At 70.7% G+C, this 11745-nt stretch carries 11 protein-coding genes; 6 read left to right on the top strand and 5 right to left on the bottom strand.

The features are described 5' to 3' along the window. Positions 1-235: 235 nt before the first annotated feature. Positions 236-1255 carry a Fic family protein gene (locus VFW71_01220; protein ID HEU5001387.1) on the top strand — a complete coding sequence of 340 codons (1020 nt, stop codon included), beginning with the start codon at positions 236-238 and terminating at the stop codon, positions 1253-1255. On the opposite strand, the gene VFW71_01215 is transcribed toward VFW71_01220, so the two are convergent. Both VFW71_01215 and VFW71_01210 read right to left on the bottom strand, forming a co-directional pair. Then, the gene (locus tag VFW71_01215) at positions 1209-1940 is read right to left on the bottom strand and encodes a response regulator transcription factor (protein ID HEU5001386.1); all 732 of its coding nucleotides are present in this window, start codon (positions 1938-1940) and stop codon (positions 1209-1211) included. The two genes, VFW71_01220 and VFW71_01215, sit on opposite strands and share 47 nt — an antisense overlap. Further along, positions 1907-3241, bottom strand: a complete 1335-nt coding sequence (locus VFW71_01210) for a glutamine synthetase family protein (GenBank protein ID HEU5001385.1) — start codon at positions 3239-3241, stop codon at positions 1907-1909. Before VFW71_01210 ends, VFW71_01215 begins: the two co-directional genes overlap by 34 nt. A gap of 338 nt (positions 3242-3579) precedes the next feature. Between VFW71_01210 and VFW71_01205 the strand changes: the two genes are divergently transcribed. From VFW71_01205 to VFW71_01190, 4 genes are all read left to right on the top strand, one after another. Further along, the gene (locus tag VFW71_01205; protein HEU5001384.1) at positions 3580-4119 is read left to right on the top strand and encodes a hypothetical protein; all 540 of its coding nucleotides are present in this window, start codon (positions 3580-3582) and stop codon (positions 4117-4119) included. Positions 4120-4188: 69 nt separating this feature from the next. After that, positions 4189-4479 (top strand): hypothetical protein, encoded by a 291-nt coding sequence (locus VFW71_01200; GenBank protein HEU5001383.1) that lies wholly within the window; start codon positions 4189-4191, stop codon positions 4477-4479. A 47-nt stretch (positions 4480-4526) separates the two neighbouring features. Next, positions 4527-5720: an ATP-binding protein gene (locus VFW71_01195; GenBank protein HEU5001382.1), complete on the top strand. Its 1194-nt coding sequence runs from the start codon at positions 4527-4529 to the stop codon at positions 5718-5720. Between the two features lie 15 nt (positions 5721-5735). Further along, entirely contained in the window at positions 5736-6392 is a 657-nt protein-coding gene (locus VFW71_01190; protein HEU5001381.1) for a response regulator transcription factor, read from the top strand. Between the two features lie 182 nt (positions 6393-6574). Here VFW71_01190 and VFW71_01185 read toward each other — a convergent pair whose 3' ends face one another. From VFW71_01185 to VFW71_01175, 3 genes are all read right to left on the bottom strand, one after another. Beyond that, entirely contained in the window at positions 6575-7060 is a 486-nt protein-coding gene (locus VFW71_01185; protein ID HEU5001380.1) for a helix-turn-helix domain-containing protein, read from the bottom strand. Between the two features lie 33 nt (positions 7061-7093). Then, positions 7094-7435 carry a P-II family nitrogen regulator gene (locus tag VFW71_01180; GenBank protein HEU5001379.1) on the bottom strand — a complete coding sequence of 114 codons (342 nt, stop codon included), beginning with the start codon at positions 7433-7435 and terminating at the stop codon, positions 7094-7096. 90 nt (positions 7436-7525) lie between these two features. After that, a complete protein-coding gene (locus tag VFW71_01175) occupies positions 7526-9130 on the bottom strand; it encodes an ammonium transporter (GenBank protein ID HEU5001378.1) in 1605 nt (534 codons plus the stop codon). Between the two features lie 202 nt (positions 9131-9332). Here VFW71_01175 and VFW71_01170 point away from each other — a divergent pair, with 202 nt between their 5' ends. Then, positions 9333-11639, top strand: a complete 2307-nt coding sequence (locus VFW71_01170; protein ID HEU5001377.1) for a [protein-PII] uridylyltransferase — start codon at positions 9333-9335, stop codon at positions 11637-11639. Positions 11640-11745: the final 106 nt, after the last annotated feature.

Genomic DNA, 11745 nt, shown 5'->3' with positions numbered 1-11745 from the left:
TGTGGTGCTGGCGGACACCGACACCGTCACCGGCCGGAGGGGCCAGGACTCGGATTTCAGGCGGAGGTGGGGCTTCCTTGCGGCCACCCGTGGGGCGTTCTAAGTGGCCACCAGTGGGGACTTTGGCATGGCCACGTACAGCTCGTCGGGCAGCGTGGATGCGTTGCCGGTGCTCCGTTGAACATGCGGTTGACTCCGGCCTATCGTCAAACGCTCCGTTTGCTATAGAAGCTCGATGACCCAGATGTTCAACGCAGAAAGCTCCATGGCTGGCCGATCTGGCCGCTATACCCGCCAGCCTGCCCGCTACCGGGCCTTCATCCCTGCGCCTCTGCCCCCCGACCCATCATCGATCTCAATGCCGGACTCCAAGCGGCCTTGTCCCGCGCGGATCACGCACTGGGTCGATTGGACAGTGCGGTACATACCCTGCCGAACCCGGATCTGTTCGGCTGATCAGAGAAATCCACGCCGTGCTCCTTGCGGGGGGCCGGGAAGCCACCTTGCTCCCGGCAAGCTCCGGACCAGCCAGAACTGGATCGGGCCCGGGGGATGCATCCTCGCAGAGGCGACCTTCGTCCCTCCGCCGCCGCACATGGTGCCCGAGGCCATGTCGGACCTTGAGAGGTTCCTTCACGCCGACGAGCCGATGCCCCCTCTGATCAAGGTGGGACTTGCCCACGCCCAGTTCGAGACGATCCATCCCTTCCTCGACGGAAATGGGCGCATCGGAAGGCTTCTGATCAGTTTTCTACTATCCGAAAGCGGGTTGCTGGCTCGGCCAGTGCTCTACCTGTCGCACTACCTAAGAGCGCACCGATCCGACTACTACGACCACCTCCAGAGGGTGCGTGACGACGGGCGCTGGGAGGAGTGGCTCACCTTCTTCCTCACCGCCGTCGAAACCGTCTCCGGGGATGCTGCCGACACCGCGCACCGCGTTCTTACGATGCGGGAAGAAGCTCGGAGCCTGGTGACTCAACACCTCGGCCGGGCCGCCGTAAATGGCCTGAGGGTTCTCGAGAGTTTGTTCGAACGGCCGCTCGTCAGCGTCGCCGATCTTGCAGCGATGCTCTCGGTCACGAACTCGGGCGCCAATCAATTGGTACGCCGCCTAGAAGATCTCGGCCTATTAGTTGAACTCACGGGTTTCACGAGGAACCGACGATTCCGGTTTGCCCCGTACCTGGAACTCTTCGACGACTCCCTTAGCCCGTCGAGAAGCGGTACCCCACCCCCCGCACGGTCTCAATGAACTTGGCGTGGTCGTCGCCCAGTTTCGCCCGCAGCCGGCGGATGTGGACGTCGACGGTGCGCACGCCGCCGTAGTACTCGTAGCCCCACACCCGGCTGAGCAGGTTCTCCCGGGTGAACACCCGGCCCGGGTTGGCCATGAGGAAGCGCAGCAGCTCGAACTCCATGTAGGTCAGCTCGATGGGCGCCCCGTGCAGCATGGCCCGGTAGCTCTCCGGCTCCACCACCAGGTCCCGCACCCGCAGCATGTCGGGTGTGTCCCGCTGCGAGCGCCAGCGCACCAGGCGCAGGCGGGCGCCCAGCCCGGCCAGGGAGTACGGGTCCTCCACGTAGTCGTCGAACAGGCCCTCCTGCACGGCCAGCTCGGCCAGCTGGGCGGTCCCGACCACCGACACGACCGGCGACCCCCCCAGCCATCCCTGCTTGCGGCCCCGCTGGCACCATGACACCGCCTCGCTGGCCCAGGCCCGCACGTCCACCAGCACCGCCGACAGGCCCGCACCGGCCTCGAGGTCCTGGTGGATCACTTCGGCCTGGCAGTCGTAACCCAGGCCCTCCAGGTCGCCGGCCAGGTCGCCCAGGCGGGAACGGTCGCCTCCTGCCAGCAGGAGGCGGGGGCGCCGGCGGCCGCTCGGCTCGGCATCGAGCCCGCTCAGTAGCGGGGCAGGTACCGTTCCAGTTCCCATTCGCTCACAAAGGACCGGTACTCGTCCCACTCGGCCCGCTTGTTGGCCAGGTACCAGTCGAAGACGTGCTCGCCGAGTGCGGTGCGCACCAGCGAGCTGGTGGCCATCTCTTCGAGGGCCTCATGCAGATCGCCGGGCAGGGAGGCGATGCCGTGCTCCCGGCGCTCCAGCTCCGACATCGCGTTGACATCGTCCAGGCGCTCGGGCTCCAGCTCGTAGCCGCTGGCGATGCCCTCGAGGCCGGCGGCCAGGATCACCGAGAAGGCGAGGTAGGGATTGGCGGAGGGGTCGAGCGCCCGGTACTCGATGCGGGCGGCCTCCTCCTTCCACGGCTTGGTCCCGGGCACCCGCACCAGGGCCGAGCGGTTGCGGACCCCCCAGGTGAGCGCCGTGGGGGCCTCGAAGCCCGGCACCAGGCGCTTGTAGGAGTTGACCAGCGGGTTGGTAATGGCAGTGATCTCCCGGGCATGGCGCAGGATCCCGGCCACAAAGGCCTGCCCCACCTTGGACAGGTGGGTGTCATTGGACGACTCGTAGAAGGCGTTGCGGCTGCCCTGGAACAGCGAGAAGTGGGTGTGCATCCCGCTGCCCCACTGTGACGCCAGCGGCTTGGGCATGAAGCTGGCGTAGTAGCCCGACTCCTGCGCCACCTCCTTCACCGCGAGCCGGAAGGTGGTGATGGCGTCGGCGGTGGCGAGGGCGTCGGCGTGCTGCAGATCGATCTCGTGCTGGGAGGCCGCCACCTCGTGGTGCGACTCCTTGACCGGGATCCCGACCGCCTCCAGGTAGGCGATCACCCGCCGGCGGAACTCGCTGCCGATGTCGAGCGGGGTGAGGTCGAAGTAGGTGCCGGAGTCCAGGGGCTCGGGCTTGCGGGAGGACGCGAAGAGGAAGAACTCGACCTCCGGCCCGGCGTAGAACGAGTAGCCCAGCTCGCTGGCCCGGCTCAGGTTGCGCTTGAGCACCTGGCGGGGGTCGCCCGGGAACGAGGAGCCCTCGGGGGTGAGGACGTCGCAGAACATGCGGGCCACCAGGGTCTCGGGGCGCCAGGGCAGGATCTGGAAGGTCTCCGGGTCGGGGCGCAGCAGCATGTCGGCCTCCTGCACCCGGGCGAAGCCATCGATCGAGGACCCGTCGAAGCCGACGCCCTCGAGGAAGGCCTGGGGCAGCTCAGCCGCCGGGAAGGCCATCGACTTCAACATCCCCAGCACATCGACGAACCACAGCCGGATGAAGTGGATCCCACGCTCCTCCACGGTGCGCAGAACGAACGAGATCCTGGCCTCTGCCTCAGACGTCATGAGCTCCTCCTGCCTCCAGGCTGGACCGGTACGTTCGGCGCTCCGCGGCGGCTGCGCTAGCGAAAGAGACCGGCCCCACCCGGGGCTGACGCTCCGAGGCTAGCGGCCGTCTGTTACGACCGGGTTCCAGGCATGTTACGGAACGGTTTTTTGGCGACCTGGGGACAGGGTAGCGGCCCAATGAGGGAAGCCCGGCCGGGTGGGTACATCCCCAGTAGGCACATGGTCCGGCGACTAGGCAAATCAGGCCCCCAAAGACCATCCCGCCGGGCCATGTCCCTCAGCTGACCGTAAGCGTATACATCGAGGAGGTAGCGACGACAAGCAGGGAGCGGGCGATGTCTGACGCAGCGGCGGGTGGAGCACACCGGGTGCACCGGGTGCACCGCGTGCTCGGCGCTGCGGCAGTAGCCGTGGCCGCTCTGCTGGCGGGCTCCTCGGCCTGGTCCGCCGCCGGGGGCGGGGGGAGGGCACCGGCCTCCCTCCACACCACCACCGTCGCGGCGTCCAACGTAAGCGCCAACGCGTCCTCGTTCATCTACACCCCCGGCTCCTCTGGGGTGGCCATCTCGGGCGAGCAGTTCACCAAGGGCACCCCGGGGACGCTGTCACTCACGGTGTACGGCCAGCCGGCCGCCGACGGGAGCCCAACTGCCAACCTGACCGCCCAGCTGGTCAACCAGACCGCCTCGACCGTCCACTTTGCCGGCGGTCCCCATGTCGCCGTGACCGTGGCGCATGACAGCCAGGCCGCCGCCGTGACCCTCTCCGAGACGGCGCCCACCGACCTCGCCCCAGGCGACGAGGTCACGCTGCAGGGGTCGATCGCCCTCGGCGGGCCCGGCACCTACACGGTGTCCGCCTCCCTCGCCGGCTGACCCCTCACCCGTTCCGGGGGCACAGGCGGGCACACCGAGCCCGGACCCGACCGGGGTAGGATCAGCGCCGTGGGCCTGCTCGCCGTCGCCGCGTCAGCTTCCGTCAACCCGGTGGGGCCACTGGGCGCCGCGGTCATCGCCGGGGCCGCCGTCGTGTTCGTCGCCTTCCTGATCGGTGCCAACGAGCGGCGCCACTGGGGCGGCCGCCCGCCGACCCCGCAGGAGTACCTGCACGGCAAGCGCCGGATGACCAAGGTGCAGTACAGCACTGCGCAGTGGAGCCAGATGGTTCTGGTGGGCGTCGGCGTGGCCTTCGTCCTGGGCATCGCCATGTTGGCGGTGGGGCTCGCCTCGTCGTAGGGCGGCACCCGAGGAGCCCACCCCGACCACCTCCAGCATCAGGCCCCGTGAAGCCGCTCACCGAGGTCGCCGACGAAGCCCGGCGGATCCCCGCCCAGGGCCTGCTCATCTTCCGCTGGCTGTCGCTGGCCTGGGTGGCGGTCCTGGCCGCCACCGGCACGGCGGGGACGGCGCATCCGGTTGTCACCTGGAGCACCATCGGCGTCCTCTTGGTCTGGACGGCGTGGCTGACCCGCCGCCCCGTACAACGCCCGGTGGAGCTCGGTATCGACCTCGCCCTCGGGGCCGCCCTGGTGCTGGTCGGCGGCATCGCAAAGCACCCCGGAGGGCTTGACCGCGGCCCCTCGCTCGGCACGCTCTACCCCATCTCGGCAGTGGTCGCCTGGGGCCTGGCGCTCGGCCCCTACGGCGGGCTCGGAGCCGGGGCGGCGATGTCCGTGGCCGTCGTGTTCGCGAGGCCCCTCAACGGGCTGGCCGCCACCGGCCACCCGGCCGCGCTCCTCAATAGCAGCATCGGCTACCTGCTCGCCGGCGGGGTCATCGGGGGGTTCGCCCGGCTGGTGGACCGGACCGCCCGGGGCCTGGAGGACGCCATGAGCGAGGCGCTGCGGGAGCAGGCGCAGGTCGTCCGGCTCCGGGAACGGGACAACCTCGCCCGCCAGATCCACGACTCGGTGCTCCAAGCCCTCGCCCTGGTGCACAAGCGGGGTAGGGAACTGGCGGCCGCCGGGCCCGCTTCGCCTGCCGCCGTCGCCCAACTGGCCGAGCTCGCCCACCAGCAGGAGGTGGCGCTGCGGGCCCTGGTCATCCGGGAGCCCGCCCAGCGGCCTCCGGGGTTCACCTCGGTGCGCGACGCCCTCCAGCCCGCCCTGGGTGCGGCGGGCACGCTGCCGGTGGACCTCGGCGTGGTCGGCACCATCTGGTTGAAGCGGCGCCAGGCGGAGGAGGTGGCCGCAGCGGTCAGCGAGGCGCTGGCCAACGTCGTGGAGCACGCCCAGGCCACCCGGGTTTCGGTGTTCGCCGAGCAGGAGGACACCGTGGTCCTGGTGTCGGTGCGGGACGACGGCCGCGGCTTCACCTTCGACGAGGCCGCCCTGCGGGCCGCGCACAAGGCGGGCATCCTGGGGAGCATGAAGGGGAGGATCGAGGATCTGGGCGGTAGCATCTCGATCACGTCGGCACCGGGCCGGGGTACCGAAGTGGAGTTCCGGTTGCCCGCCGTCCAGCCGGGCGGCGACTGAACGTTGGAGGGCGCCATGGCCGACAACCCCGACCCGATGCGGGTGATGGTGGTGGATGACCATCCCGTGTGGCGCAACGGCCTGCGGGCCGACTTCGCCGCCTCCGGCGTCGCCGTCCTGGTGGCCGAGGCGGGCGACGGCGGCGAGGCCATCGAAAAGGCCCGGGAGGCCATGCCCGAGGTGGTGATCATGGATCTCAACCTGCCGGTGGTCTCCGGCATCGAGGCCACCCGCCGGATTGTCGCGGAGTCGCCCCACGTCCGGGTCCTGGTGCTGTCGGCCTCGCCCGACGAGCAGGACGTCCTGGAGGCGGTGAAGGCGGGCGCCTCGGGGTACCTGTTGAAGAGCTCGACCTCGGCCGAGGTGATCGACGCCCTGCGCCGGGTGCGCCTGGGTGAGCCGGTGTTCACGCCGTCGCTGGCCGGTCTGGTGCTGGGCGAGTTCCGCCGGATGGCCACCAAGGACCCCAACGAGCCGAAGATCACGGACCGGGAGCAGGAGGTCCTCCGTCTGGTGGCGAAGGGCTACACCTACCGGGAGATCGCCGACCAGCTGTTCCTGTCGGTCAAGACGGTGCAGAACCACGTGCAGAACATCCTGACCAAGCTGCACCTGCACGGGCGCTACCAGCTGATGCGCTACGCCCTGCAGCGGGGCCTGGACCGGGCGTGAGGCGGTTGCTGGGAACCTGCAACTACCCGGGAACTCTCCGGGGGTGGGGGACGTTTCCTTACTGAGTAGCCTCCTCGCGGCCGCCCGTTCCTTCCGCAAACCGCCCACCCCGGGCGGCCGCGGGAGGCCTCCTCATCTCTGATCGCGCCCGCCCGGCGTCGCTCCACCGGCGCTGCGACTGCCTACCCCACGTCGAGCACGTAGCCCCGGTTGTGCACCCGGCGCACCACCAGGCCCAGCGGGGCGATCCGCTTGCGCAGCCGGGAGATTGTCACCCGCAGGGCGTTGGGCGAGGGCTGGCGCACCACCGAGGCCGCCGCCTCCACCGCATCGTGGTCCACCACCTCGCCGAAGTGCTCGCACAGCAGCATCGCCAGCGCCTCCTCGACGCCGGTCAGGCCCACCCAGTGGCCCCGGAACGACAGCCGGCCGTCGCCTTTCACCGCCGGCGGCAGACTGTGGCGGGCGGCCCGGGCGGCGAGGGTGGAGATCCGCACCCGGACATCGGCGTCCTCGGCCGGCAGGCGGATCCAGTCCTCGTCGCACTCCACCATGGCGGGCGCCTCGGCGTCGGGCGCCACCAGCAGCAGGCGGGGCCGGCCGAGGGTCCGCAGGCGGTCGATGGTGCCCGCCTCCTCCGGCCACCGGACAATGACTACCTCGGACACGGCACCGCCCGGTGCGCCCGGCCAGGAGTCTCGCTAAACGGCGTCATCGCCCAGCTCGCCGGTGCACACCCGCATCAGGCGGTCCAGGTCGAGGCACCAGATCTTGCCGTCGCCGATCTTGCCGGTCTTGGCGGCGGCGGCGATGACGTCCATGACCTTGTCCGACTGGCCCGACTCCACCAGGACTTCTACCTTCACCTTGGGCACGAAGTCGACCTTGTACTCCGACCCTCGGAAGATCTCGCTCTTGCCGCCCTGGCGGCCGTAGCCCTGCACCTCGGAGACGGTGAGGCCCAGCACGCCGGCGCCGCGCAGGGCGTCCTTGACCTCTTCCAGCTTGAACGGCTTGATGATGGCGGTGATCAGGTGGGGCATGGCGCACGTTCCTCCGCTCGCTCGGGTGGCCCGCCGGGGGGCAGGGTGTCCACCCCCCGGCGAGTACGCGTCTGTTTGGACCACTGTGCCCTAGGAGTCGTCGGCCGTCGAGACGGCGACGGGCTCCTCCTCCTCGGCCGGATGCCCCGAACCCACCCGGGACAGGTTCGGCGGGGCGGTGTAGGTCATGCCCTGGCCGAACTCCACGTGGTACGCGGCCGTGCCGTGCTCGTGGAGGTCCATGCCCTCCAGCTCGCCGTCCCGGGAGATGCGCAGGACACCCAGCTTCATGAGGCCCCACATCATCAGCATGGAGACCCCGCCCACGGCAACGATGCAGGTGAGGCTCCCAACCAGCTGCGCCCGGAACTGGTTGAGGCCGCCGCCATAGAACAGGCCGGTCACCACCGTCGAGGCATCGAAGCCGGCCGCGGTCGGGACCCCGTAGTGGCCGGTGGCCAGCAACCCCAGGCTGAGCGTTCCCCAGATGCCGCAGAACAGGTGCACCGGCACAGCGCCGATGGGATCGTCGATGCGCAGGTGCTCGAGGAGTTCGATGCCAAGCACCACCACGAGACCGGCGACCGCCCCGATGATCACCGACCCGGTGGGCGACACCCAGTAGCACGGGCAGGTGATGGCCACCAGGCCGCCCAGGAACCCGTTCACCGACAGACCGAGGTCCCACTTCTTCAGCTTGGGGAAGGCGATGAGGACTGCCGCCATGCCACCGGCGCACGCCGCGAGGGTGGTGTTGGCCGCCACCCGGCCGATGCCGGCGAAGTCCATGGCCGACAGCGTCGATCCGGGGTTGAACCCGTACCATCCGAACCACAGGATGACGCCGCCGATGCAGCCCCACGTGAGGTCGTGCGGTGGTAAGGGGCCGCCCCCGTCCCGCTTGAACCGGCGGCCGAGCCGGGGGCCGAGGGCGATGGCGCCCGTCAGGGCGATCACCCCGCCGACAGTGTGCACCACGGTGGAACCGGCGAAGTCCCGGAACACCACGCCGCTGCCCGACAGGTGGGCGAAGAAGGGCACGGTCATGTTGCCCAGGAACCCGCCCGGCCCCCACGCCCAGTGGCCGAAGATCGGGTACAGGAAGCCGGAGACCACGATCGAGTAGTAGATGTCACCCATGAATGCCGTGCGCCCGACCATCGCCCCGGAGGTGATCGTCGAGGCGGTGTCGGCGAAGGCGAACTGGAACAGCCAGAACGCCAGGAAGGCCACACCGGTGGAGCCGTAGGTGTAGGGCGCCCCGTGCAGCCAGAAGTAGGTGTGGCCGATGAACCCGTTGCCGATGCCGAACTGGAAGGCGAACCCGAAGGCGTAGTACAGGATCCCGCACAGGCAGGTGTCGAACACGCACTCCAGGAGGATGTTCACCGTCTCCCGGGAGCGGGCGAAGCCCGCCTCCAGGCCCATGAATCCGGCCTGCATGAAGAAGACCAGGAAGGCGGTCACCAGCACCCAGACGGTGTTGACCGGGTTGACGATGTCGTTGGCCTTTACCGCCGCTCCGTGCAGGACCGCGGCACTCGCCGGGGCGCTGAAGTACCACCCGAAGCCCTTGATGGCCCCCAGCAGGGTGAGGATGCCCAGCATTTTCCCGCCGAAGATCACCGCGATGAGCTTGCGCGTGTCCTTCTCTTTGAGGAGCTCCCATTTCTCCCGGAGCTTGGCTCGCATCATGGTCCGCTTCCCTTTCTGCTCAGTCCCGCACGACGGCGTGGCGTCCCCCCGATGGGACAGATGACGATGGGTTGCAAGCATGGAAGGGCGGTGTTACAGACCGGTTGTGGCTCTGTAAAGTTCATGTAAAGTTTCGAGAAAGTTTCCGTGAGCCCTCCCCGGGCCGCCGGAGCCGGCCGGCGGGGTCGGTACCCTGGGGCCGGTGCTGGCCGAACGGGACGTCCTCTTGAGCGATGAGGTGCTCACCGGAGCCGCCTGGTGCCGCGCCTACGCCGCCCTGGTGGACCAGTGGCTGGCCGGCCTGTTCACCCAGGCGCTGGGCCCGGCGGCCTCGGACGTCGCCCTGGTGGCCGTCGGCGGCTACGGCCGCTCGGAGCTGGCCCCGGGCAGCGACATCGACGTCCACCTGGTCCATGCCGGCCGCCGGGACATCGCCCAGATCGCCGAGGCCATGTGGTACCCGATCTGGGAGGCCGGCCTGCACCTCGGCCATCACGTCGCCACCGCCAAGGAGACCCTGCGCCTGGCCGACCACGACCTGGAGACCGCCACCACCCTGCTCAGCGCCCGGCACGTCGCAGGCGACGCGTCGGTGAGCGCCGAGCTGGCGGCGGCGGCCCAGGCCACCTGGGAGCGCCGGGGCCGGTCCCGCCTGGCCGAGCTGGCCACCGGCGTCGCCGAGCGCCACCGGCGCTTCGGCGAGGTTGCCTTCCGCCTGGAGCCTGACCTGAAGGAGGGCCGGGGGGGCCTGCGTGACGTCCACGCCCTGCACTGGGCCGAGGCCGCCCACCGGGTGCTGCTCGACGTCGACGCCCCGAGCCTGGATGCCTGGTACGGCGTGCTCCTCGATGCCCGCGTGGAACTGCAGCGCCTGACCGGCCACCCCACCAACGTGCTGGCCCTGCAGGAGCAGGAGGGCGTGGCCCGGGCGTTGGGCGACGCCAGCGCGCTCGCCCTCATGGGCCGGGTGGCCGAGGCGGCCCGGTCGATCGCCTGGACCAGCGACGACGCCTGGCGGCGCATCGAGGCATCCCTGCGGGGGCGCCGGGGGGGCGAGAAGCCCCGCGCCCTGGGACCGGGCATCGCCCTGGCCGGCGGCGAGGTCCTGGTGCTGGATGGGGCACCGGTGGCCGACCCGGTGTTCGTCCTACGGGTGGCGGCGGGCGCCGCGACCGAGGCGGCGACCATCGAGCGCCACTCCCTCGAGATCCTGGCCGCCCAGGCCCCCGATCTGCCCGACCCCTGGCCCGAGGAGGCCCGCGGGCTGTTCTGCACCCTCCTGCTGGCGGGCGCCGAGGCCATCCGGGTCATCGAGGCGCTAGATCAGCGCGGCCTGTGGGGCCGCCTGCTCCCGGAGTGGGCCGGGGTGCGGGCGCTGCCGCCGCACAGCGCCTACCACCGCTTCACCGTCGACCGTCACCTGCTGGAGGCGGTTGCCCACGCCGCCCGGCGGGCAGGCCAGGTGGACCGTCCCGACCTGCTGGCGATGGTCGCCCTGCTGCACGACCTCGGCAAGGGCCTGCCGGGCGACCACACCGAGACCGGAGCGGTGCTGGCCCGGGCGGTGGCGGCCCGGATGGGGTTCGGGGCCGCCGATGTCGAGACCATCGGCCGGGCCGTCGAGCTGCACCTGCTGTTGCCCCAGGCCGCCACCCGCCGGGATCTGGACGACCCGACCACGATCGAGCAGGTGGCCGATGCCGTCGGGGACCGGTCGCTGCTCCACCTCCTGGCGGTGCTGTGCGAGGCCGACTCCCTGGCCACCGGCCCGCAGGCCTGGGGGCCGTGGAAGGCGGGCCTGGTGGGATGCCTGGTGGAGCGGGCCGAAGCCGTGCTGACCGGCCTGCCCGCCACCGGCGACGAGTGCCGGGCGGCCGGCGAGGTGTTCCCGTCGGCGGCGCAGCTGGCCCGGCTGGCCGACGGGCAGGAGCACATCGAGGGCCACGGGCCGGTGCTGACCGTGATGGCCGATGACCGCCCCGGGCTCTTCAGCCGGGTGGCGGGTGTCCTGGCGATGCACGGGCTCGACGTCCTGGCAGCGGCGGCCTACTCATCGGACGAGGGCCGGGCGCTGGCCGAGTTCCGGGTGGCCGACCCGCTGCACGATGAGCCCCCGTGGAACCGGGTGATCGCCGACCTGCGCCGTGCCCTCGGCGGCGGCCTGGCCATCCAGGCCCGGGTGGTGGCCCGGGCGCGGACCTACGCCGGGACCCGGCAGCTCTCGCGGGCGCCGGCGGCGGCGGCGGTACGCATCGACAACGACGCCTCGCAGGTGGCCACCGTGATCGATGTCCACGCTCCCGACGCCATCGGGACCCTGTACCGGATCACCCGCACGCTGGCGGACTTCGACCTCGACATCCGCAAAGCCCGGGTCCAGACGCAGGGCTCGGAGGTGGTCGACTCGTTCTACGTGCGGGACCGCTCGGGCCGCAAGGTGACCGACCCGGCCCGGCTGGCCGAGATCGAGCGGGGCGTGCTGCACGCCCTGACGGACGAACGGGGGTAGGGATCGATGGAGGCAGTGGCGGGCTTGGCGATCGTGGTGGCGGCGACCATCCTCATCAAGCAGGCAGTGCGGTGGTTTTTCCGGGAACGGGGGCGGTAGGGCCGGC

The sequence above is a fragment of the Actinomycetota bacterium genome (assembly GCA_035765775.1).
Taxonomy (GTDB): Bacteria; Actinomycetota; CADDZG01; order JAHWKV01; family JAOPZY01; genus DASTWV01.
Note: the sequence above shows the minus strand (reverse complement) of the source record. Positions and strands in the feature narration are given on the sequence as shown.

Coding starts and splice junctions, on each gene's coding strand:
- VFW71_01220 (HEU5001387.1), top strand. CDS start 236: ATGACCCAGATGTTCAACGCAGAAAGCTCCATGGCTGGCCGATCTGGC.
- VFW71_01210 (HEU5001385.1), bottom strand. CDS start 3,241: ATGACGTCTGAGGCAGAGGCCAGGATCTCGTTCGTTCTGCGCACCGTG.
- VFW71_01175 (HEU5001378.1), bottom strand. CDS start 9,130: ATGATGCGAGCCAAGCTCCGGGAGAAATGGGAGCTCCTCAAAGAGAAG.
- VFW71_01190 (HEU5001381.1), top strand. CDS start 5,736: ATGGCCGACAACCCCGACCCGATGCGGGTGATGGTGGTGGATGACCAT.
- VFW71_01205 (HEU5001384.1), top strand. CDS start 3,580: ATGTCTGACGCAGCGGCGGGTGGAGCACACCGGGTGCACCGGGTGCAC.
- VFW71_01180 (HEU5001379.1), bottom strand. CDS start 7,435: ATGCCCCACCTGATCACCGCCATCATCAAGCCGTTCAAGCTGGAAGAG.
- VFW71_01215 (HEU5001386.1), bottom strand. CDS start 1,940: ATGGGAACTGGAACGGTACCTGCCCCGCTACTGAGCGGGCTCGATGCC.